We start from the raw sequence: 22,974 nt of genomic DNA, 5'->3' as shown, positions 1-22,974 counted from the left end.
TTCCTGTTAGGATTATATTATGATATAATTATCTAGTAATTTCTAATCATTAATCAATTTACAATTAGTTTACAGATTACGTAATCCGCTTACAAAGAAACAAGCTTTTTTGGTTATGCTTGAAAATACAGACAAAAACTAGACGCTAATACATGTGAATACACAACGTTCTTTCGTAAAAATGTTGATGGCACACCACAATCCATCAGCGATAGAATAGTGGACTTTCCTTTTAGGCAAGAGTATCAAAAGGTAGTTTTATAGTAACCGTTGTCCCTTTTCCCTTCTCACTGTCAATTTCTATTAAACCATTGTGAAGTTCAACAATTTTCTTTACAATTGCTAACCCCATACCTGAGCCAGATGATTTATTATTTACTTGATAAAAAGATTCATTTATATATGGTAAATGCTCTTCAGCAATCCCAATTCCCCGATCAGATATACTGATTATGATTTGTTCTTGTTTTAATAGAGAAACCTCAATTTTCCCTTTATTATCTGAGTACTTAATTGCATTATCAATAAGATTTAAGAAAACCTGTTTTAATCGAGCTCTATCAGCTATTAACTCCACCTCTTCTAATTCAGTCACTATTTCAATCTCTCTTTGTGTAGCTTTGGTTGCTAACTGCCAAATTGATTCATTAAGTAAATCTTGTAAAAGAAAACTTTCTTTACACAAGTCTTGATAATCTAATTCTAGCTTTGAAAAGTCTAACAAATTTTCTACCAGATGAATAAGTCGATCGGTTTCCCCTGTAATAATACTCATTCCTTGTTTTATTTCTTTATCTGTTAAACACTCAACAGTAGCTAATGTTTCACTCCATCCTTTAATTCCAGTTAAAGGGGTGCGCAATTCATGTGAAATAGAGGCAATAAATTCATTTTTCATGTTTGTTGAATGATTTATCTTACTTACCATATGATTTAAACTATGAGCTAATTCACCTAACTCTCCAGGATAATCTTCTCTAATTTTACAATTTAGTGTTCCCTGAGCAATTTCTGATGAAGCATTAATAATAGAATGGATTGGTTTTATAAATATATTAGCTAAATGTCTACTTACGATTAAAACAATTAACGAAATAATAATCCCCATTAAAACAGTACCTGAGATAATTTCCAAAATCCTTTTATTTACGTCTTTTAGGTTAGTTGTGTACTTTAAAATCCCTATAGTTTGCCCTTCGTGAATAAAAGGACTTAATACCTCTAAAGATTTTCCAGTACTTTTCTGGTTAGTAATTCTATGATAAATATCTCCTTCCAATACTAATAATGGAATTTTCACTTTTTCATTTACTTTATATCCACTTGATGATTGAATGACATTTCCATATCGATCTAATAATTGTAGTTCTGTTCCTTCCAATTGAAATGACCTTATGATCTCACCACTATGTTCTCTTAATCGAAGATCATAAACAGAATTATAGTCAGAAAAAAATTTTGTGCTTGCTTTAGCGTGTGATTCAACATAATGCAGAAGACCATTATAATAATAGCGATAAATAGCAACAGAAAATACCCCCTCAAACAACACAAGCATAAGAATAATAACAGTCATAAAATATAAACTAATTTTTCTCTTCATATTATATTTCCCTTCCACATATATCCTTTCCCCCATATAGTTAACAAGAACTGAGGTTCAGAAGGATTAAATTCTATCTTTTGACGAATTCTCCTTATATTCACATCTACTACTTTTGTTTCTCCAGCAAAATGCTCTCCCCATATTTGGTTTAAGAGTTGGTCACGTGAAATTGTCTTAGATGCATTTCCTATTAAATAATATAAAAGCATATACTCTGTTCGTGTTAATTCTATTAATTTTCCTTGATTATACAAATTTTCTTGCAAAATATTTAATACAAACGGACCCGAATGGATTAAATCACTATCTTCCGTATTTAGATTTATTCTTCTTAATAATGATTGTATACGTGCAATTAACTCCATTGGACTAAATGGCTTTTCAATATAATCATCTGCCCCCAAGGTTAATCCCTGCACTTTCTCTTGATTTTGCACACGTGCTGTCAGCATAATAATTCCTAATTGTTTATTTATATTTCTTATCTTCCTACATACTTCAAAACCATCTATTCCAGGTAACATAATATCTAATAATGCTATATCAATTGCTTGATGTTCTCTAAATAGTGCTAATGCCTCTTCTCCAGTGCTAGCTTCTAATACATTAAAACCAGCACGTTGTAAATTTAAAACAATAAAACTACGAATTGTTAATTCATCTTCCAAAACTAAAATTGTATGCATATGTCCGACTCCTTTAATCTTGCTGATATTCAGTCAACGGTTTAATATATTTTTTCCATTTTTTGTTATTTGATGTGTTAGGAACAGCAATAATCCTAGAAGTATTTTTCAAAACCTTTTGGAATTTTTTCGGATTTAGATTTTCATTAGAATTGAATGTATATACCTCAAGCCATGGTTCATTTGTATCAACATCAAGTAAACATTGAAAACCTTTTTTATTATCAGGCGCAAGTGTAATTTTTCCGATTAACTCCTTTGGGATTTTAACATAATATCCTTTTTCTACATTTACATATCTTTCCTCAATTGGTGTAAAATCATTTTCTTCCCACTGTAAATATCGTTCAAACTTAGGACGTTCAGAATAAGCTTCATCTTCCCATCCCTTCGGTTCAAATGTACTAGGAAAATCAATAATTCCATCATTATTTACATCTTGACTTTCTATTAATGATTCTGTGATTAATGGATTTTCTTCATCTGTAAATATTTTTTTAAATTGATTTTCAGTGAAAAGAGCGATATAAGTAATACCAGAATGCGCACCAAATCCACTATCAATAACAATTCCTTTATTTTTTTTAGATACATTTCCTAACTGTATTTTTTCTATTCCATTTATATTTGAATTAAATGAAGTCTCGGATAATATATTAAATTTTTCTATGAACTTCACTTTCAAATATTGGTTTTCTTGATAACTCACTAAACTGATATCTTCAATCCCATTTTGATTAAGATCTTCTACAAATATTTTTGTATAATCTTGTTTATAAATTTCTTTTACACCGTACTTTTCTATCGATAAAGCATACATTGTACTCTTAGTAACTTCATGACTATGAGAAATACCTATTAAGATTTCATTTTTATGATTCCCTGTGAAATCTCCTGCCTCCAAAACATCAAGTTTATCTCCAATAAATTCACGTTCATCCATTAATTCCCACGAACCATTGACTTGATGATAAATAGATAGATAAATTTTACAGTCCTCATTTGGTTTTTTATACATAAATACTGCTTCTTTTTTTTCACCTTCTTCTAAATCAAAAAGCCAAATTGTTTGCTTATCCTTATTTGATACCGGTGTAAGCAAACGGTGATTCATCGGAAGATTTTTATTTATTTGTTTTTTCAAATCTTCTAACCATTTCTCACTAGAAGGTGCAGATATTAAATTTTTCGGTCTTTCATTTATTGAACATCCAGTTAATATAACTATAATCCCTAATATTTTCAATATTTTCCACATATAGTCCCTATCCTTTATATAATTTTTATTTTTTACATACCATGAAAATTATAATTTGTAATGATTTGAAAAACGTTACAAAAAAGTTACAAATTATATTATAAAAGCATTTCCCATTGATAATATTCATTATTGTAACTATACTGTTTACAAAGTTAGCTTTTCAAATTTAATAGTAACTTTACTAAATTAAGTGGAATGGAGCAAATAATAATGAAAAAAATACTTTTAGTAAGTGCATTGAGTATAGGGACTTTGGTAACATCTACACTTCCAGGAGTAAACACAATAACAGCAAATGCTGCTACCTCAGAAAATATTTCTATATCTACCGAACAAAATCTTCTACAGCAGCTCAATAAGTATACAGGTACTGTTATTGAGAAACATATAAACAACAATAGAGTATTTATATTAATAAAAACACCAAATGGAACAAAATACTTTACAGAAACTTTTCAACCTGAATTACTAAAAAATATTAATGTAGGAGATACCATTAATATTTATGGTACAAGTCTTGGGGGTACTTCTGTAGATCCTGGCTTACAAATTCTTAACCCTATTCTCCAAAAAAACGGAGATGTAAATGTATTAGAAACACAATATATGAAGAGAACTGGTACAGTTATCGAGAAAGGTGGGAAAAATATAACAATTCAAGTAGGAAAAAATGCAATATACAATACAAATGTTCTTAAACCTGAAGTGTTAGACAATATTAACATTGGGGATACAGTAAATATTCATTATTCATCTGGAGCAGATGTGGCTATTAATAATATGATTAGTATTAAATCCTCGATTGTGGAAAAAATAGAAGATAAAACAAATCCAATTCATAGTTCTAAGGAAAAAAACAATATAAATTTAGGGGTCTATACAAATAAGTATGGCGAATCCGATTACATAATGGGTTCTGTTATTGAAATCGGTAAAGCGGCAGGTTTTGAATTTATATGGGTTGAATATCCTATAAATAACGGTAGTAATACTACTGGGTATGTAAAAGTTATAACAAAAGATTCAAACATAATTAAAGGAGATATAGTTAAAGTCAAAAATATGAATGAATGGCTAAAAGTATCATCATTCGCAGAAACTAATGATAATATTGAAAAGGTATTCTAGGCGCTTATTATTTTAACTATTTCATATATTAAATTGACTTATAAAACAATTGGACTTACATAAGTCCATATACTATTAAAAAAATCCTCTCTATTAGATAGAAAAAACAAAATCCTTCTATTTATGGGAAGGATTTTTTTATATTTAAAATAAATTATTCTAAAGCCAAAAAATCAGGAACTTTAGCTCTTTATAAGGCTGCCTATCCCCCCATAACTGACATTGTCGCTGAATTTCAATTGATTTTACGATAATTTAAAAATGGAATATATAAAGAAATGGTGAAGACTCTTCAGGAAGAGCATTAAACAAAAAATCCAATTTTTTGTTTTTTTCTATCAAAAGCTAACTGTAAATTATATTACTTTATTTGTTACTCTTTTTACGCAATATTTAATTTACAATATACATATCCTAGTGAACTACTCATCATTTAGTAAAGCTTGAAGTGGGAGCTTCTCAGTTCCACGACGAAAGTATCCGTTCGACTTCCTGGGCGTTTTGGATTTGTTCCACCCCAAGATGTTTAATGCTTGGACGCTCTTTTGATACAATTGATATTTTATGCATGGGTTTTCGTACTTTATTTTCTTCCTGTTACCTTCTATATCAAGTTATTAAAGAACTTCATATAGCTAATTTATTAAATTTTTAGTTATGCCAAACCGACATTCATCTCCCACCTATCTTTGAGCTACACCTTTTACAAACTTTAGAAAGGAGAATTCTTTCGGAAAATACGTAAAAATTTACCATAGTATAGATAGCCTATTTCTCAGAAATATAAAGTTATTAAAGTACCAACGTATTTTTTAAAAATTTTTTATAAAGGGAAGGTTTATATGGAACTAAAAAATAGCGAACTACAAGTAATTATAGAAGAAAAAAAAAGAGAATTACAATTTCTTACACAGAAATTGGACTTACGACATGAAGATGTTCTATCGTGCAGTCAAGATTTGGATTTTTTTGTATATTACTTTATGAAAAAATATTCAGAGCAAAAAACATCTAAATAGACCCCAGCTTAATGAAATAGATATTTATTTAGAGTGGAAGTTACTAATTGATTATTCAAACCCAGTGGTCCTTACGGATAAGATACGAATTTCTTGGTTTCTGAGACTCATTCCTGCGTTAATATCTCTATCATGATGTGTGCCACAAGAAAGAAAATCCCACTCAGAAAAGTTTAGATTTTTAACGTCTGTATTTGGATAATGCAACTTTGAACATCTACTTTTTATTCCAACAGATTCATGGACCTGTACCACTTTCACACCCTGTTTATTTCAGTTTGAAAAACCTTTCGTTTTTCTAATAAGGATGCTTTTTACCTTCACTAACTTTTCTCTAATGTATGAAATAATCTAGGATTTTTGTATGTAGTTCCAATTAAAAAAATAGAAAAGTCTTTTATTTTCATATCATTACTTACATAAAATCCTATTTGTTAATTTCCTCACTTCTGTCTCAACTAACAAGGATACAAGATATTTTTCGTTTTCCCACAGAAGACTCCTTCCTCAAAAATCTGAAGATGTGAAACACCAATTTTAGGTGGGAGATGAATGTCGGTTGGCATAAGCCAACATGTTTGCTACCATATACTTGTACAGATTGCTCTTTGAAAACTGAAGATATGAGGTTGGTTGCCGAAAAACGTTGCAACCGTAAAATCTTCAACATTCTTTTGCCCCACGTTTGCTGAAGTTGCGAAAACCAAGCTAAAGTAGGAGGCGTGGTGAGCCAACGTACAAGATACTTATGTTTTCACCGTAGGGACTACGGGCAGAGCCTGCTAAGATAACCGGTGGATACATCGGTGTTCCTAGGAATCTCCCACTTCAAAAAGTCCGTAAGGACGTTAAGTGATGAGTAGTTTAATTGTTTGTTTCATATGATCTAGACAGCTTAAAAGAAGCTACATTGAACAAGATTATGATACTTAGTGCTAAAACCTTGAGCTAAGTATTGTTATTTTAATGCTCCATAGATATACTGATATAGTAAAATCCCTTCTCCTTAATTGGTATTGTATTATTACAGATTTACCCTCCAAATATTTCAATTTTTATTATTTTAATTAAATTGAAGAAAATGTGTACATAGAAATATTATTCTTAATCTATATTCACCTAGAATCCCTTTCTCTTTTAACAAATTAAAAAAATTGATGATACAAATATCAGGTATTTGTACCATCAAAATAAAAATTTCTAAATGTTTATTTTTTCGTTATTTAAACCCAATTCTATTCCAATCAAATAAAGAGCCTGGATCTGTCTTTCTATCTTTTGCATATTCATCGTGTCCCAATATATAATTCCTGTCTTTTGGAATACTAGGATTTCTTTTATAAATATCATCTAATAATAGTTTTAAAGATTTATACTGCGCATCTGTATATCCAATATTTTGAGGAGAAATTAAATTATATGTTTCTTCAGACATCATTATTGACATTTCTTCCCAAGTCCCAATGCCAAGTAACTCAATACCGATAGAGTATTCGTTAAGTCTATTTGTATAATTTGGCTGATCAGGGATACTTCCTTTTCCTGCATGATATGCAACCCTATTTTCATTTACAAGTTGGTAAACGAAACCAGTTCTATCAATTAAATAATGAGCTGACAATCCGTTATCTACAAAACTATTATATGCATCTTTTACATTGTAAGGATTTTGAGGTTTAGCAACTGCATTTGACATAAAATGAATAAGCACATGAGTAATGGATTCCGTTCGCTCTTTAGAATTGTCTTCTGGTAAAAACCATTTCTTAATTGGAAGCATAACCTTATTTGAATTCTGATTTAGAGAATCTGTCTCCGCTCTTTGGAATGTTTTATTTTCGTTATTTTCATTTATTTTAGATTTCTCTTCCGCCAATGTAACGGCATTAAATGATGCAATTGTTATGAGTGATGTTGCTCCTAATATAGATGTTAATTTACAAAATCTTTTCCCTTTCATATGTTCACCTCATTATATTATATGAATATCGACCGAAATTGCATTTGAAGTTCCGTTTATATTAATATAAAATAAAAAACTTATATGATATCCCGCTTTTTAGGGAATCTATTATAGAAAACATCAAATATAAAAAGGAATACTTTTAACTGATTATTCGATGTACCTATTTCTCATTGATTTAAAAGTTCATGTTATAAATCACTTATTTTTATAAAAAAAAAGAGCAACTATACTCTCTTAATTAATTAACTCTTTATTAAAGCCTAATTTTAAAGAGTTAACCATAGCAATTTCTATTATTAACTGTTAGATGGGTAATAATAAAAATTGCTTTTTAATATATTTAATTTTTATTTTCTTTAATAATTGTAACTTTAGGATTTTCCATTGATCGCGGGAATCCCTTCATGTGATAACCGAATGTAGTACCTAATAATTCGACTGTATCGCCAATTTTCACTTTAACATTAGACTGTACAATAATCTTATCTACATCTATACTTTTTAATGGATCTGGATTGACTTCAAAACCTTGGTCAGTAACCTTGGTTATTTCTCCCGTTATTACTCCGTCTGAATTAATTACAATTGTATAACCTACAATCGATTCCAAAGACTCCTTAGCAAGCTCACTTTCTACCATTTTCACGCTGACTCTATCCCCAATCTTAATATTAGAGTTAACCGACTGTATAGTGACCGAATCCCCGAATTTCAATTTATTACTCTTACCTACATAAGTTAATTCCATAACGAAGTTTTGGTCAGTAATTTTTGTTACTTTTCCTGACAATGAATCAAAACTTTTTTCTTCTGCGGCACTTGCTATTGGTAAATCTAACCCTGAAATATTAGCCCCAACAACTCCAGTTAACCCTAGAGCACCTGCTAAAATAATTTTCTTTAACATTTTTTGTCCTCCTTATAAAGTTATCCATTAGATATTTCATGATTAGTATACTTTTCATAAAAAGAATAGTCGTTACAAAAATATTACAATCTTACAGTAATCTATTTTGAAATCTATAAATATATTTAATAGTAACATTGGTAATTCGACATATATTTAAGTGCAACTCTAGAGTTTTTTATATACAATAACTTGTTACTTTTCTGTAAAGATTTTATTTCCAATACAGTGTATACTTAGTGGGCATTTGGGTAAAAGGCAAATAAAAAAAGGCAATTTTTTCGCACTGTCTAGGGGATATAAAATTCACTTAAATTTACCATATGTTAAATTTGAAATTTATTTCTTTTAAACACTGTATTTTGAATAAAGGAGGGTTGGAAGATGTAGTATACTTTCACTGTAGAACTAGTTTCGAATCAAATAATCCAAAATCCAACCAATGTGTACAATAATATAAAACCCTATCTAATATTATTTTTACACTTTTCAACCTATCGAAATTTTCCAGATATATTTTCATGTTTTTTTATGATAAAACCGCATTCCAACTGTTAGAAATGTAGTTGGAATGCGGTTTTATGTGTTTAAAGCGGATGCTTTTTAAAAAACTCATTAACATATCTTATAAACTCTTTTGGTTCTTGCCGAAATGGTGCATGATATCCCTTTTCTATAATTCGTAATGTACTATTTGCTATTAATTGTTGATACTTGCTACCATCTTTCCAAGAAACACTTTTATCCTTTCTTCCCCAAATTATCAAAGTCGGAACCTGAATTTCCCTCGGATCCATATATAATTTGTTTTCTATCATTTTTCGCAGTTCTTTATAATGTTCTGTATTGTTCCTTTTATACTTTACATCATTTTCTTTATAATCCTTTATATCAGATACTGTATTTAATTCATCCATTAGTCTTGGTTTAGACGAAATTGACTCTTTTTGTAAAGATTCTACCCCTGGTGCATCTACTAAAATTAGATTTGTAATTGCACTAGGATACAAATATGTTAAATTTAATGCTAATTCCCCACCTAAGGAATGTCCCATTATAGCAAATGTATCATATCCTAACTTTTTCATTAATTTATAATACATATTTGCCTGATTAGGAAATGTATATGAATAATCAATTGGTTTTGAAGAACGTCCAAACCCTAATATATCAACTGAAATAATGGTATGATTCTGTGCTAAATCTGAATAGATATCATTAAAACCATCAGAAGAGTTTCCAAATCCATGAAACATAAGTAAGGGCGGCTTTTCTTTCCCAATTTGTTTAAAATAAATACTCTGTCCATCAATCTCTACCATTTTTTCTTTTGTTTTTACTTCACTTTTTATTGTTTGACTAACTTCTTTTTTTTGTGTAGCAGAGATTATTGAATTATCTATGACACTACAACTTGTTAACAATAAAATAAACAAGCTAATTAATATATATACATTAAAAATCTTCAAGTCTAAATTCTCCCTTCAAATAAATTACGCGTCGCAACAATTTTAGTTACAACAATTAAACAAGTCAATGTTATTTGTATACAAATTATTTTTTCTATTGATAATTAACTCTATAGAGAGCATTAATTTTAGATATAAACACAATTCTTACAAGGGGCATCTTTAACACCTTTTCTATCAATAAACAGGTTTTTCATTTCTATTTTTTACATAAATAAACTGTAACTTTTTTGTAACCGCTATTCCCTTTAGATGAAACTATAATAGTTACATGATGAGAGTTGCAAACTAATAGATTTTGAATGGAGATGTTATAAAGTGAATATTAAAAAAGTAGTTTTAGCCAGTGCACTAGGATTTACAGCACTTGCAGGTACAAACCTTCCAGGTTTAGAAACTCCCAAAGCTAGTGCCGATTCTATTGAATTAGAGACAATCCAAGGCCATGTTGTTGCAGTTTACGATACAGTAGTTCATATCGAATTAAATGAATATAGTGACCCTAGTAAAAAAGATTTTGCAATTAACCTAGGGGACATCACAAACACATTTAAAGTAGGCGATCAAGTAAAAGCTACTGGCAGAGGTTGGAGAGGATTTGGTGATTCAACATCCTTCGATGCAACTTCCATCGAGAAAGTTAATAAAGGAAATTCATTAACCAAAACTAGCGCACCTTCTGTTGAGTTAGATACAATTCAAGGTCGTGTTGTTGAATTGGAAGATAACATAATTCATATAGAATCGAAAGAATACAATGGCCATATGGATAATATTGTTCCAATTACAATGCACAACACTACTAATACATTCAAAATAGGTGATCAAGTAAAGGCTACTGGAACTCTATGGAGAAACATGAGATTCTTTATGTATGCAACTTCCGTCGAGAAAATTAATGAAACAAACTCATTAACTCCTGGATTACATTATAATAGTCAAGGTGCACCAGATTATGTAATTGGAGAAATTACAAAGCAAGTCAATGATACAGATAAATCACTAAATTATGCGATTGTAACATACCCAACTAAATCTGGAAAATCCGATACTGTACGTGTTGATTTATCATCACAAGCCAAATTCAATGTTGGTGACATGGTAAAGGTAAAAAACATTGTAGACTGGATTAGAACTAATATTTCTTTAACAGAGGAAAATAATATAGAAAAAATTAATGAAACAAAAACTTCAACAGTACAAGATGATAAATGGATTTGGTCTTAATAAAACGTCAATAATCATACAAAAAGCTAATTTAATCTTTTAATTAAAATAAGTGTATAACCTGTCACACAAACCTTATTAGGCATCAATAGGGTTTGTGTATTCATTTTTATAATTCATCCTACTCTAAAAACATCTTGCTTTGTTTACTATAAAGAGAATGTATCATTACAGTAAACAAACCTTTATTTCCTTATAATCCTATACACCTTATGCAATTCTACATTTATAAATTTATATGAAAATTTCAAACTATTAGTTTTTTCTCTGTTTTTTTTACTCGCCTTGCTTATCAAAAATTCATTAGCAAACTTTCTAAATAAATATATTAAAGAACTATTGATAGTAATTTATATTGTAACTATAACAATTTCATTCTTTCTGTTGAATTTACAGGCAAATATAGAATTTCCAACTCTATATTTGCCTGTAAATTCAACTTACTATACAAAAAGGTGGCTTATTATGAAAAAAATTATTTTAACGGGAGCATTAATCTTAACTGGAGTTACTGGATTCAATTTATATGATTCTGGAGCAACGAAAGTTAGTGCTACTAATATTGAGAAGCATCAAGAGAATATTTCCCAAAGTGATATCCAATTCACCGGGTATGTTGTAGGAGTTTACAACAAATTAGTAGAGGTTGCAGATATAAAAAATAGAGAAGATGCATTAAACTTTAAAAGCCATAATCGATCACAATTAATAAATGAAAATAAATTGATAAGTTTCAAGTCTTCTAAACAACAAAAATATGAGGTAGGAGAAAAAGTTACTGTAACAGCAAAACAAACTATTAACTCTTGGCCAACAGAATTAATTAATCCTATTGTAAATAAACATGAATTTATTGGCAAAACATTCAAAATAACATATGACGAAAATGATGTTTTTAAAGTTAAGTATGTAGATGATAAGACAATTGAATGGGAAGGTATTGAAGGAGTGGCAAAAGGTGCTAGTGGAAAGGAAAATATTACTTACCGTCAACTAGCACCAGGTATCTTTTTTATTAATTGGCTGGAAAAAGAAGGATTTTCTGTTAGCCAAACTTTGGATTTAAATAAAATGATTGTCTATGCATATAATACCTATGATGAAGATGGAAAAAGAAAAGAATTATTCCGTACTGGTAAATTAGTTTTACAAAATAAATAAAACGTTATTAACTATCTGTACAAAATATAGCTTTATCACTTCAACTTCCAAATATGTTTTCTGATTAAATTTATCACACTGTTTTTTGACTACTCGGTATTTTATTACGGAGTAGTCAAAAAGGATCTTTTTCTACTCTATAAAAATACACTATAATCTATCTATTTTACCTATATAGCACTTACAAACTTCAGTTTCTTTCTTAACGCTAAATGGGAATTATTTTTTATATTTATAAATTAACGTAAATTATTTGCATACTATATATTGAACTACCCCCACTTTTACTTCTAAACGAAGTGAAAGTGGGGGTAGTTCAACAATACAATTGTTTTTTTAATATAAATGGAAACTTTTAAATAGAAGTTTATTTATTTTTAATGCTAGGAGTTAGGGGTTCCCTAGAACATAGAGAAATAAGGCTCCATACAAAGTAATCTGACACACCTTAGAGGTATTGTATGTAGCTTGCTCATCTTAGATACAACGAAAGAGCCTTACCTCTTTAGATAAGACTCTACTAGTTTAGTTGTATGATATTTACATAGCAACTAAGAAACTGAAAACATATAACACCAAGTAATAGAATCCTAATATTCCTCCTACAGCTAATACCTGTTTAATCCAACTCTTAAGTTTTAGAATACTGTAAATCGCTTGCACTCTTTCCATATTTCCTCCTATTAAGTAGAACCCTTAAAAATGCTCACCTCGCTATGGTACCATTAAAGAATGACTAATAGATGTCTAATTTTTGTCTAAATGTATAAACATGCAAAAAACGTATTGTTAAATTTGTAAGCGCTCGCTATAATTATAATAGGGTTATCAAGATTCACCACATCTTAATACGAACAAAGAGGAGAGAATAACATGGAAATCGCAATGGCAGTTTTAAAATTTGTAGGAGGAGCAATTCCATTAATTCAAGAACTTCTAAAAGCATTTATGTAAATTCACTATTTAGTAATTATTTATAAAAATTATCATACAAATGATCTGTATATCAAAGATAAATTGATTTACAGATCATTTGTATGAGCAAGGTCCCTTTAACATTACTAAGGGACCTTTTTAATTTTTTAAATACTTAAATTTACGTCACATCAACATCAAGTTAGCGAAACAAAATAAAAAAATACGCCATCCATTCCTATGATTCTACAAAAAGAATAGCGTATTTTTCATTTTGGGGGCATTATAAAACTTTAACTTGATGGGGATCACTAAATGATTCTAAGAAAATTTTACGTTTAGAATCATTTATCAAGTAAACTGCATATTTATGAAATATGGATAAAACATATTAAATTTTACTTTACAGACTATCGTAGTTACCTTGTTACTAGCATTAATCAAGCTATACTAGACTGTAAAGAAACAAATCTTCTTTAGGTTAGCATTTCATATACTAAATTTTACATTAAAAAACCTAAAATACTATTAAGTAGCGGGAATCCACTGTTTTTTATTTTGTAACAGAAAAAGAAAACAAGATGAAAAATCGCTTATAATAAGTTTTTATCGTTTTCTAACAGAAGACTCCTTCCTCAAAAATGTGAAGGTGTGAAACACCAATTTTAGGTGGGATATAAATGTCAGTTGTCATAAGCCAACATGTTTGCTACCATATTCTTGTACAAATTGCTCTTTGAAAACTGAAGATATGAGGTTGGTTGCAGAAAAACGTTGCAACCGTAAAATCTTCAACGTTCTTTTGCTCCACGTTTGCTGAAGTTGCGAAAACCAAACTAAAGTAGGAATCGTGGTGAGTAGTTCAAATAATATTTTCACGTGCTAGAACAACATAACAACCTAAAAATATCCCCTTCTTTTTCATCAAGAAATCTGGAGTATCACAACAATTAAGTTCATACTAGCATGAACAACGAATGATACCAGTAACCTATTGGTACGCACATACACTAGAGCTAGTATAATTCCAATTAAAAAATATCCAAATATAAATGGAAAATCAAAATGCATAATAGAAAAGAACAATGAGCTTATTATTATGCTCCAAGTTTGCTTAAACTTAGACATTAAAATGTTTATTGCGGCATAACGAAAAACAAACTCTTCTACTAACGGTGCAAGAAGAATAATTGAAATAAGTGCCACAGGAGATATTGCTGCAGCAGCGACTGTATTAGACGTATTTGCTGATTGCGTAGTTAGCTGAAATACACTCTTATCTAATACACTACCAACCATCTGCGCAAAAAATACGAATATAATCCCAACTAAAATCCATATGAATGATTTTCTTGATAATTTAATCGATAACTTTGGATCACTTATTAATTCTTTACTATATATAAGAAAAATGATTATCAGCATAAGTGAAAAACCAATTAGTTCCCAATGCACAAGAAGTTGTTGAATTGCTTGCTGTTGGTTTCCCTGAATATCATACCAACCTGTCTTTGCTAGCAATAGTACACCTATTATCCCTACAAATTGTGTCATAACAAAATAAATTAAAATGACGAAACCCGATTTATATTTAATACCACTACTCATATTCTTAATTCCATCCTCCACTTTCTTTATCTTTTCGATACCACTCATTACAGCAACAATAAGCACAAAATGCTAGATAACTAGCATTTCAGCTACTAATCGCTCCCACATAATTATTTTGCTTAGTTTTCTAACAAACTAATTCGTTGTAAAAACTTAACTGCAAAGTACCCTCTAAACTCTTCTAGAAAAATCACTTGCGTGCCACTCTCTGCTGTAAACTGATCTGTCCTACAAGTCCATACTTTTCCGTCATAACGCTTTGACTCTGAGCAAGTGTGCATTACTACCTTGTCGCCTACCTTTAATCCGTCCATCACACCAAATACCGTTTGATATGCTTCTTTATATCTACGTTTTATGAAATCAACTTGCTTCTTTGTTCTAATATTTGCAAAACGTCCCTTCATATAATCCAAGCAAACATGATCTATATCTTCTAGAGGACCGGTAAAGTAAGTAGAGCATTGCTTACCTCCACTTGTTGTATAAGTCATCTCCACTCCACCACGTTCATCTTTTATCATTTCAAGTGTTGGCTTCATGCTTGCACCTCTTTTAATTCCACCTTCAATTTCTCTTGAAACCTCACAAATGTTTCATTTGAAAATCGAACAGCTGCACTTGGATATTTGTACTGAAAAAAACCGTCGTCAAGTTGTATCTTTGTTTTGTCGTACCAATATTGAAATGCTACTTCATTTGAGTACTCTTCCAAATCTACCTGTAATTCCTCAATAAGCTTCCATTCTGTCCTTGCATCATCTTCTGTAAAGCGCCCTTCTCTACGATCATATAGCAAATTCTTTTTGATATAAGTAATGGTTCCTTCAATATCAACCACATCTTCTTTTGTAATTTTGCAAAGTATCTGATCCGGTCTTCGGCTAATTAAGTATTCTTCTATACTTTTGTTTCTTCCTAATGAAAACCAATGAGCAAAGTTACCGAAGTCTGTAACAGCTGTAAAAACTCCGGATTAATTGTATAAAAATCCCCCCCATCCTTCTCCATCTACTGACGGAACTGTATAACGATATGCGGCTGTTTGTGTCATTCTCATTTCTCCTTTTTTGTATGTAAATAAAGACTTCGTACAGTTATTTTGTTCTCCAATTTTTGTAGGATATAGCTCCTTTATAATAAGTAAAATCAACTCTAGGCAAAAGAATCCCCAGTTCCCTTCCGTCTTGATGAATACCAAACCAAATACCTTCATTTTCCCATGTATCCCGTCCTAATCGGATTTCTTTAAAGCTACTTATATACGGGTACAAAAATCCCTCTAAATAGGATTCATACGTATTTTGAAACATCGGAAAATATACAGATATATCGGACATAGGGTCTTTATATTTTTCTTTATAAAATTCGTAAAACTTCTCTCCCTCTATATCTAAAAAGAATTGAAATTCGATGCTTTCTTTCCCTTCTGGTGGAAATAATACATATATATCTTTAAACACTATCTTCCTCCACTCTCTTTTTAAATGTTATATATTGATTTAACAATTATAATTCCATAGATATGTATCAAACCTCATGCAACCTTCAAATGCTTTAATCCCATTTCAAGCGCACCAGTTCCACCAAATCCTTGATTAAATAAAAGGGGGACATCAAACTTCTTTGCGTACTCTTTTGCTACATCAATAGATACATGGCCACATGCACCTTTTTGAATGACAATAACATCGCATTTTTTTATAACACTTCGAAAGGTTTTCTTTACGCCTCCGTGATTTTTCCCATCATGGAAAATAACCTGGCAGTCTCTTTTTTTGGCCAACTTCTCTAACGTTCTTCCATTTGATCCACCTAAAACTAGAATTGTACTCATTCCCACTCACTCTCCTTACCTTTCTTCTTTATGTACGTACTTGGTGATGTTAATAACACAAGTGTACAAGCAACAATATTCATTAACACAAAACAAACTATTAATAAAATAATGAAAATCGGGGACATCAAGATAAAAATAAAGCCACTTACTACCAAACAGACGAAAATAAAGCCATTGCTCATGTCTTCGTAACCATCTAGTCCTCGTACAATATTCAAACTATGCATCCATACTGTGATACTATCCCAATTCTCTATTAGCAGATAGCCACCACCCAACAGAAAAGCCCATCCAAGCAACGTTCCTAATAATCCAGAATTTCGTCCTATATAATACCCCGAAACAAAATTCGCAGCTGTTCCAATTAACATTCTCATTTGTATTCCTCCATATCCATTTCATTTAGCGTTATATACAAAATTCTTTAAACCATGGTTTTATTATATCTAAAAATTATGAATATTCAATAAATTATTTTAGGTACTCTTTATTTTTTTATAAAAGGGTTGTGTTTTTTCTTCCACAACCCTCATTTCCTTCTTAATCCACAGGTACTTCTTCTTGTCCATGTGGAATTTGTGCAATTGGTGTTACAATTTGTGCATATTTGTTTACCTGCACTTTAAATTGTCGTGGTTCCAAAAAGTTTACCTGTTGAATTAAAACTTCAATATGAAACGTATCTACTTTTTTCCCACGGTCAATTTTGGTAATTCGCGCATTGTAAAACTTATCCCCATTTAGGAAATATCGTTGAACAGCTTCAGTAGCCAGCATACGCTCATTACTTGTCATTTTCATTGGTTCAATACCAAATCCAGCCTTTGTAAACAAGTACGGTACATCATAACTACTATTAGAAATTTTTCGTAGTAAATCCTCTACAGTTTTTGTCTTTGCGATATATTCCTCTTCTTTTGTATCAAATCCCTTTGGCTTATCTCCAAGCATCTCGATTTCATCTTGATTTACTTGCTCTTCCTCTTGTACTTGAGATTTCATCATGTAACGATGAATAGTATTATAAGTAGCAACGCCTACTACCAACACAATAATCCCCAATATAACTAAGTACTTACGAGGCAGATTCGCTAACACATTCATAATTTTCTTCATATCTTCACATCCCAAATCAGTCTATTACATTACGGACTTGCGTCATATGTTGTCCTCTTGCCGTATAGTTTAGACCTGTAATTTGTACACCTTTATTATCACCAATATGAATCATTTTCTGATTTCCTAAATAAATAGATACATGGTTCGGATTTTCATAGAAAATTAAATCTCCTGGTTGTGCACGACCAATATCTGGAACCTGTTTTCCTTGTCCAATTTGAGCACCTGTCCAATCTCCTAACTGGACACCTATACTGGTTTTAAACACATATTGTGTGAATCCAGAACAATCAGCACTACCTGCAGCTGGATTTCTAGCGCCGGATACATAGCTCACTTTCCCTTGCCCAATCCATTTTTTCGCTTCTTCCAGTACCTTTTGTCGTTTAGCATTTGTCATTGTAGGAGAACCACCAGATGATAACCCTGGATCATCATTTTTCTTAAAGAATTTCATTGGATCTGTTGGTTGGTCATTAATACGAATTTGGAAATCTAAATGGACAGCGTATCCATTCATATTAAGGAAACCTGTATCTCTATCAAAGTTAGAACCGCCCATTTCCCCAATAATTTGTCCTTTTGTTACCATAGTTCCTGGTGCAACTAAGATTTTACTCAAATGTAAGTAACGAGATACAATACCATTTCCATGATCTACATAGACACCTAGACCACCACCATTTACATTTCCTGTTTGGGCTGTTACAATACCTACTTCCATTGACCATACGGGGTCTCCAGCTTTTCCAGCTGTCATGGCTCCAATATCAACAGCATTATGTTGTTTTCCACCACGAAAAGCATCAAACGTATCTGTAATACGACCTGATTTCGTTGGCCATTTCCAACCTTTATCCGAAATCCATTCGCCAGATACATCTGCTACACAACCTAAATCTTTGTAATATTTCAAAACTTTGGAAACGTACGTATAATCCCCATAACACGCTCCAACTTTGGTTCGGAAGTTATTAGGATCAGAACAACCTGCTGGATTTTCACGAGCATGCTCCCTAGAAAACGCAATGGCTGTTTCTTCTGAATATCCACCTTTTGCTAATGCATAGCTAATGAATCCTGATCCAAAATTATAAGACTGTAAGGCTAGGGCTATATCTCCATTCGCCTTTGCTAACACATCTTTAAATTCTTGTACGCCTGCTTCAATAGAAATGTTAGGATCTTTAATACATCCTACACGTGCATTCCCCTTTACACCTATACAAGATGGGCTCATATCTCCATAATGGCCCTCTGAAGCCTGCATCGGGTCATTTCCTGCTCCACCTGATTCCTGCATCATTTGGGCAGCCAAAATACCAACATATTGAGCAACTCCATGTTTTTCTGCCATTTCTTTAATCTTAGGAAGATATCCTGTAACTTTTGCATTAAGGTTAACAGGCTCTCCGCCAGGACTCACATTACCTACACACATACCACCAATAAATCCACCAGTAGTAGGAGCAAGATGTCCATACATACCTTCTAACATCCCGGCTTCTAATATCTCACGCGCACGCTCTTTTTGACTTTTACTAAACTTTGCGAGTTCCATAGCTTTCTCTAGCCCATGAGAAGATGTTGTCACTTTTTTACTTCCACTCGCATTAATCTCATCTATTTTTTTCTTAAAATCTGTATCTCCTAATATCTTTTTTACATCTGGTCCGGAGTAACTTTCAGATTTTGTTTTTTGCATCTCTTTTTTCTTTTTTTCACAAGGACCATTCGGTCCCGCCTCACATACCTCTTTTTCCGTATATTCTTCATATTGGATATCCAAGAAATATGATATAGCATCATGCGGATCTTTACCAGTTAAATCATTATCATATCGTGCCATGTCAAAGGCGACGACCTCTTTCCAATCCACATTCAAAGCCATTGAGACTTCCATATATTTTTTTACTTGTTCCTCTGTTTTACCTTCATCATCGGTAAAAGGTACAAAAGAGACTAAAATCACACACACAGCAATAATTACTCCCATAATCAAAGCGGCAGGTACTCCAACCACTGCCACAACAGCACCCACAATTTTTAATATACCTGCTTTTAGCAGTTTGGCAGCAGCTTTCGCTGCCGCCCTTCCTGCTTTTCCTGCCAATTTTGCCATCTTCCCACGCGCTTGCATCCCTTTTTTCTTAATAAAGTGGGAAGCTACATCTTTTAAAGGATTACTTTTTTTCTGTTCATTTGGATCGTTAGGATTTTGACTCATAGACTTATCACACCATATTTTCCATTTTGAGCATTTCTTCCTCTTCGCTGTGCTAAGCGAGGATTTGGTGCAAATGGAATCAGATTTTGTGGGTCATGTTCTGATAAATTTAAATGCGTCTCTGTACGGACTACTTCGTCCTGTGTTTGTGTTACTAAGATTTCTTCTCTTGGCTTAATACTACTGTCTTTCACTTCACAAGCTCTTTCTATCCTTTGGTTTGCTTGTAAGCGCGTATCTCCTTTTCCAAACGGCGAAATACGTGACACTGTACCGTCTGTTGTTGTCGCAACCATATAACTACGATCTCTTTCTACAACCATTTGTACATTTTTATAACCACCTTGGTCTAAATCAGACATATAGAAGTGACCATTGTCTACCTTGTGATTGACCGTAAGTGGTGGTTCATTAAATACCGGTTTCTGTTGTAACGGTCTTTGATTTTGGTTTCCTACTAATTGATTTGGATTTACATTGATCGAGCGATTGATATTGATTTTTCCACCACTTGAATCTTGTATATAAGCGGGAGATGCTTTCGCACCATTACGATACTGCGTTAATTGTCCATCTGAAATATTTAAGTCCTGATATACGACTTGTCCAGATCGTATACTGCTATCTCCACTACCATAACGAGATACAACTTGCGTCATACCACTAGCGTCTTTTGCTTCAATCCAAGATTTATTATTTGTCGTCACAAGACGTACGGCACCTTTTACAACCGATTGCGCGCCTGTATGATCTGTTGTTGTCGGTACCATCTGTTGAATTTCCTGAATCTCTTTTGCTTCTGTACGAACTGCACTGTTATACGGATTATGTTTACTTACCATACGTGCAGTTGCTTGATAAGCACCAGCACCACCAATCACACCTGCGGCGTAACTTAAGCCTTTTGTCACATTATAGTGGCGCTCTGCTGCATTCCCACCTAATGATGTATTAACTGCAGCAGTAGTCCCACTTATTACTCTTTGTACTGCATTCCCTCCGGATTGTTGAACAGCACTCGCGGCACTAAAGTATGCATTTGATACCGTATCAATGCGATCCGCAAGCATAAGGTGTTTCGCACCTTCCATTACACTCATGCCAAGTTTTGTACTTTGCTGTGTCATACGTCCCACTGCGGAAGTTGGGATAGACATTTTACCAGCACTTTGTGCAATGTTCGCTACACTTGTTGATGCATCTGCATAAGAGCGTTCAATTTCCGCAACGGAAAGATCTCCTGCACGTGCGATACTCGCTTGCGTTTGTGTCGCTGCATATACAGCTTTATTGATTGCGCCACCTGTCGCAACGCCATGTGAACGAACACCTTGAATCGCACTAGTAATTCCAGAACCTACTTGTTGGCTCACCGTTCCAAGACTTGCATGGCTTTGTAAACCTTTCGTTAATTGCGAAGCAAAGGCATCTTTATTAATATACGATTGATTATGTAGACTCTTACCACTCATATCTTTTGCCTGTACGGGCATCGCTCCCGCTTGTACTGCCGCTTGTTGTGCGACTGCTTTAAATTCATTTCCTTTTTCATTCAGGTGAGACTGCTAAGCTTGCTCTTTTTGTGGTTGAGACATAGTTGGAGACAACTTTTTCATAAAGTTTGCCTGTTGTTCTGCTGCATAGCCCTGTTTAAAGGATTCTGTAGAAGCTTGTACCAGGTTCCCAACATTACTTACTTGTTTTGCTTGCTGGCTTCCTGTTCCACTTGTCAAACCATGCGTTTTCACGCCGTTGACTGCCTTCTGAATGCCTGCCACACTAGATACACCCATAGCATTTAAACCAGGATTTTTTTGTAACTGTTGTGATAAATGAGACGCGAAAGCTTCTTTATTCGCATAGTTTGTACCGTCTTTTTGCTGTACAATACCAGCTGATGCTGCCGCTTGTTGCGCATGATTTTGAAATCCTTGTACTTTTTGATCTAAATGCTTATTCCATGCTGCTTCTTTTTCTTGTTGTGGCATATCTGCAGGGAATTGTTTCATAAATCCAGCCTTATGGTCTGCACTATACGCTTTCTTAAATGCAGCAGTAGAAGCACCGACAAGAGCACCGACTTGTCCCATATTTTGATGGCCACTTTCTAACGTTTCTCCTTTTACATCCTCGACTGCTTTTCCGACTTTTCCTAATGCAAGTCGAGAAGCAAACGCATCTTTATTCACATAGGACTTATCAAACAGATTATTTCCTTGTTTGTCCTTCGCATCAACTGGCATAGCTCCCGCTTTTGTTGCCGCCTGTTCTGCGTGATTTCTAAATCCTTGTACTTTTGTGTTCAGATGATCGTTCCAATGTTTCTCTTTCTCTTCTGCTGACATATTTTCTGGTAACTGACTCATAAACGTGTCTTTATGGTCTGCCTCATACCCCTTTTGGAATGCATTCGTTGCAGCGTTTACTAAATCTCTAGCATTTCCATATGGTGTAGCGGCTTTCTTCATATTTTGTAAATCTTGTTTCCGCTGATTTGAGAAACGAGACATTTGATCATTGTTTGTTTTCGCTACTTTTTTAGCAATCTCTGCATCAGATGCACCAGGGAATGCTTGTTTTAAACGGCTTGCAACTGCAGAATCCGGATTATCTGCTTTCCAATTTTCAAAGTCTTTTGTAGCTAAATCCTGTGCGATATCTTCATCGGTTAGTTCCGGATAAGATTCGCCATTTAGATTTGAATACGTGTCCGCACCCTTTTTTACACTGGAACCAATATGTTTTCCTAAAGCTACAGCTCCTTCGCCGACTGCAGCAACACTTCTACCAGCCACTGCACCAGGAGCACTACCTAATGCACTTCCAACTTGC

At 32.7% G+C, this 22,974-nt stretch carries 19 protein-coding genes and 1 pseudogene; 4 read left to right on the top strand and 16 right to left on the bottom strand.

Annotation, left to right across the window (positions count from 1 at the left end; genetic code table 11):
* Positions 1 to 232: 232 nt before the first annotated feature.
* The 3 genes from ACTFRM_RS24430 to ACTFRM_RS24420 are packed head-to-tail and all read right to left on the bottom strand — an operon-like array spanning position 233 to position 3,550.
* Positions 233 to 1,603, bottom strand: a complete 1,371-nt coding sequence (locus ACTFRM_RS24430; protein WP_033689969.1) for a HAMP domain-containing sensor histidine kinase — start codon at positions 1,601 to 1,603, stop codon at positions 233 to 235.
* Positions 1,600 to 2,292 carry a response regulator transcription factor gene (locus ACTFRM_RS24425; RefSeq protein WP_000556932.1) on the bottom strand — a complete coding sequence of 231 codons (693 nt, stop codon included), beginning with the start codon at positions 2,290 to 2,292 and terminating at the stop codon, positions 1,600 to 1,602. Before ACTFRM_RS24425 ends, ACTFRM_RS24430 begins: the two co-directional genes overlap by 4 nt.
* Before the next feature lie 13 nt (positions 2,293 to 2,305).
* Positions 2,306 to 3,550 (bottom strand): hypothetical protein, encoded by a 1,245-nt coding sequence (locus ACTFRM_RS24420; protein WP_000265497.1) that lies wholly within the window; start codon positions 3,548 to 3,550, stop codon positions 2,306 to 2,308.
* Positions 3,551 to 3,763: 213 nt separating this feature from the next.
* Between ACTFRM_RS24420 and ACTFRM_RS24415 the strand changes: the two genes are divergently transcribed.
* Complete coding sequence (locus ACTFRM_RS24415) at positions 3,764 to 4,681, top strand: hypothetical protein (RefSeq protein ID WP_002183150.1); 918 nt, start codon at positions 3,764 to 3,766, stop codon at positions 4,679 to 4,681.
* Positions 4,682 to 5,523: 842 nt separating this feature from the next.
* Complete coding sequence (locus ACTFRM_RS24410; RefSeq protein ID WP_000421099.1) at positions 5,524 to 5,700, top strand: Spo0E family sporulation regulatory protein-aspartic acid phosphatase; 177 nt, start codon at positions 5,524 to 5,526, stop codon at positions 5,698 to 5,700.
* Between the two features lie 51 nt (positions 5,701 to 5,751).
* On the opposite strand, the gene ACTFRM_RS24405 is transcribed toward ACTFRM_RS24410, so the two are convergent.
* The 4 genes from ACTFRM_RS24405 to ACTFRM_RS24390 form a co-directional block, all read right to left on the bottom strand.
* Positions 5,752 to 5,955 (bottom strand): hypothetical protein, encoded by a 204-nt coding sequence (locus tag ACTFRM_RS24405; RefSeq protein WP_440043641.1) that lies wholly within the window; start codon positions 5,953 to 5,955, stop codon positions 5,752 to 5,754.
* 964 nt (positions 5,956 to 6,919) lie between these two features.
* Positions 6,920 to 7,660 carry an N-acetylmuramoyl-L-alanine amidase gene (locus tag ACTFRM_RS24400; protein ID WP_000676874.1) on the bottom strand — a complete coding sequence of 247 codons (741 nt, stop codon included), beginning with the start codon at positions 7,658 to 7,660 and terminating at the stop codon, positions 6,920 to 6,922.
* A gap of 346 nt (positions 7,661 to 8,006) precedes the next feature.
* Positions 8,007 to 8,573 carry a hypothetical protein gene (locus tag ACTFRM_RS24395; protein ID WP_000913739.1) on the bottom strand — a complete coding sequence of 189 codons (567 nt, stop codon included), beginning with the start codon at positions 8,571 to 8,573 and terminating at the stop codon, positions 8,007 to 8,009.
* Positions 8,574 to 9,160: 587 nt separating this feature from the next.
* Positions 9,161 to 10,042, bottom strand: a complete 882-nt coding sequence (locus ACTFRM_RS24390) for an alpha/beta fold hydrolase (protein ID WP_000689170.1) — start codon at positions 10,040 to 10,042, stop codon at positions 9,161 to 9,163.
* Positions 10,043 to 10,360: 318 nt separating this feature from the next.
* Here ACTFRM_RS24390 and ACTFRM_RS24385 point away from each other — a divergent pair, with 318 nt between their 5' ends.
* Together ACTFRM_RS24385 and ACTFRM_RS24380 are read left to right on the top strand one after the other, a co-directional pair.
* Positions 10,361 to 11,269: a hypothetical protein gene (locus ACTFRM_RS24385; protein WP_001022269.1), complete on the top strand. Its 909-nt coding sequence runs from the start codon at positions 10,361 to 10,363 to the stop codon at positions 11,267 to 11,269.
* Between the two features lie 465 nt (positions 11,270 to 11,734).
* Positions 11,735 to 12,430, top strand: coding sequence for a MoaF-related domain-containing protein (locus ACTFRM_RS24380; protein ID WP_000720651.1), 696 nt, complete (start codon positions 11,735 to 11,737; stop codon positions 12,428 to 12,430).
* 1,839 nt (positions 12,431 to 14,269) lie between these two features.
* On the opposite strand, the gene ACTFRM_RS24375 is transcribed toward ACTFRM_RS24380, so the two are convergent.
* From ACTFRM_RS24375 to ACTFRM_RS24335, 9 genes and pseudogenes are all read right to left on the bottom strand, one after another.
* Positions 14,270 to 14,953, bottom strand: coding sequence for a CPBP family intramembrane glutamic endopeptidase (locus tag ACTFRM_RS24375; protein WP_000094346.1), 684 nt, complete (start codon positions 14,951 to 14,953; stop codon positions 14,270 to 14,272).
* A 122-nt stretch (positions 14,954 to 15,075) separates the two neighbouring features.
* Entirely contained in the window at positions 15,076 to 15,498 is a 423-nt protein-coding gene (locus ACTFRM_RS24370) for a hypothetical protein (protein ID WP_440043640.1), read from the bottom strand.
* Complete coding sequence (locus ACTFRM_RS24365) at positions 15,495 to 15,755, bottom strand: hypothetical protein (protein WP_440043639.1); 261 nt, start codon at positions 15,753 to 15,755, stop codon at positions 15,495 to 15,497. Before ACTFRM_RS24365 ends, ACTFRM_RS24370 begins: the two co-directional genes overlap by 4 nt.
* Positions 15,756 to 16,053: 298 nt before the next feature.
* Positions 16,054 to 16,419, bottom strand: a complete 366-nt coding sequence (locus ACTFRM_RS24360; RefSeq protein WP_000471736.1) for a hypothetical protein — start codon at positions 16,417 to 16,419, stop codon at positions 16,054 to 16,056.
* Positions 16,420 to 16,493: 74 nt separating this feature from the next.
* The gene (locus ACTFRM_RS24355; protein ID WP_000104238.1) at positions 16,494 to 16,793 is read right to left on the bottom strand and encodes a DUF2325 domain-containing protein; all 300 of its coding nucleotides are present in this window, start codon (positions 16,791 to 16,793) and stop codon (positions 16,494 to 16,496) included.
* Positions 16,790 to 17,173, bottom strand: a complete 384-nt coding sequence (locus ACTFRM_RS24350) for a hypothetical protein (RefSeq protein ID WP_001242524.1) — start codon at positions 17,171 to 17,173, stop codon at positions 16,790 to 16,792. The genes ACTFRM_RS24355 and ACTFRM_RS24350 overlap by 4 nt, the downstream gene beginning before the upstream one ends.
* 163 nt (positions 17,174 to 17,336) lie before the next feature.
* Complete coding sequence (locus tag ACTFRM_RS24345) at positions 17,337 to 17,912, bottom strand: hypothetical protein (protein WP_000723401.1); 576 nt, start codon at positions 17,910 to 17,912, stop codon at positions 17,337 to 17,339.
* Between the two features lie 16 nt (positions 17,913 to 17,928).
* A complete protein-coding gene (locus ACTFRM_RS24340; RefSeq protein WP_440021225.1) occupies positions 17,929 to 20,142 on the bottom strand; it encodes a lysozyme family protein in 2,214 nt (737 codons plus the stop codon).
* A pseudogene (locus ACTFRM_RS24335) lies at positions 20,139 to 22,974 on the bottom strand (hypothetical protein); the annotation flags it as partial. The gene ACTFRM_RS24340 and the pseudogene ACTFRM_RS24335, both read right to left, overlap by 4 nt.

The sequence above is a fragment of the Bacillus cereus group sp. MYBK227-1 genome, from assembly GCF_051916325.1.
In the GTDB taxonomy this organism is placed as follows: Bacteria; Bacillota; Bacilli; order Bacillales; family Bacillaceae_G; genus Bacillus_A; species Bacillus_A cereus.
The sequence above is the reverse complement of the archived record's forward strand: the minus strand, read 5'-3'. Positions and strand labels throughout refer to the sequence as shown.

What these genes read in the sequence shown, in the direction of transcription:
- ACTFRM_RS24375 (WP_000094346.1), bottom strand. Translation starts at nt 14,953, where the DNA reads ATGAGTAGTGGTATTAAATATAAATCGGGTTTCGTCATTTTAATTTAT.
- ACTFRM_RS24355 (WP_000104238.1), bottom strand. Translation starts at nt 16,793, where the DNA reads ATGAGTACAATTCTAGTTTTAGGTGGATCAAATGGAAGAACGTTAGAG.
- ACTFRM_RS24430 (WP_033689969.1), bottom strand. Translation starts at nt 1,603, where the DNA reads ATGAAGAGAAAAATTAGTTTATATTTTATGACTGTTATTATTCTTATG.
- ACTFRM_RS24370 (WP_440043640.1), bottom strand. Translation starts at nt 15,498, where the DNA reads ATGAAGCCAACACTTGAAATGATAAAAGATGAACGTGGTGGAGTGGAG.
- ACTFRM_RS24410 (WP_000421099.1), top strand. Translation starts at nt 5,524, where the DNA reads ATGGAACTAAAAAATAGCGAACTACAAGTAATTATAGAAGAAAAAAAA.
- ACTFRM_RS24420 (WP_000265497.1), bottom strand. Translation starts at nt 3,550, where the DNA reads ATGTGGAAAATATTGAAAATATTAGGGATTATAGTTATATTAACTGGA.
- ACTFRM_RS24345 (WP_000723401.1), bottom strand. Translation starts at nt 17,912, where the DNA reads ATGAAGAAAATTATGAATGTGTTAGCGAATCTGCCTCGTAAGTACTTA.
- ACTFRM_RS24395 (WP_000913739.1), bottom strand. Translation starts at nt 8,573, where the DNA reads ATGTTAAAGAAAATTATTTTAGCAGGTGCTCTAGGGTTAACTGGAGTT.
- ACTFRM_RS24415 (WP_002183150.1), top strand. Translation starts at nt 3,764, where the DNA reads ATGAAAAAAATACTTTTAGTAAGTGCATTGAGTATAGGGACTTTGGTA.
- ACTFRM_RS24425 (WP_000556932.1), bottom strand. Translation starts at nt 2,292, where the DNA reads ATGCATACAATTTTAGTTTTGGAAGATGAATTAACAATTCGTAGTTTT.
- ACTFRM_RS24340 (WP_440021225.1), bottom strand. Translation starts at nt 20,142, where the DNA reads ATGAGTCAAAATCCTAACGATCCAAATGAACAGAAAAAAAGTAATCCT.
- ACTFRM_RS24380 (WP_000720651.1), top strand. Translation starts at nt 11,735, where the DNA reads ATGAAAAAAATTATTTTAACGGGAGCATTAATCTTAACTGGAGTTACT.
- ACTFRM_RS24350 (WP_001242524.1), bottom strand. Translation starts at nt 17,173, where the DNA reads ATGAGAATGTTAATTGGAACAGCTGCGAATTTTGTTTCGGGGTATTAT.
- ACTFRM_RS24400 (WP_000676874.1), bottom strand. Translation starts at nt 7,660, where the DNA reads ATGAAAGGGAAAAGATTTTGTAAATTAACATCTATATTAGGAGCAACA.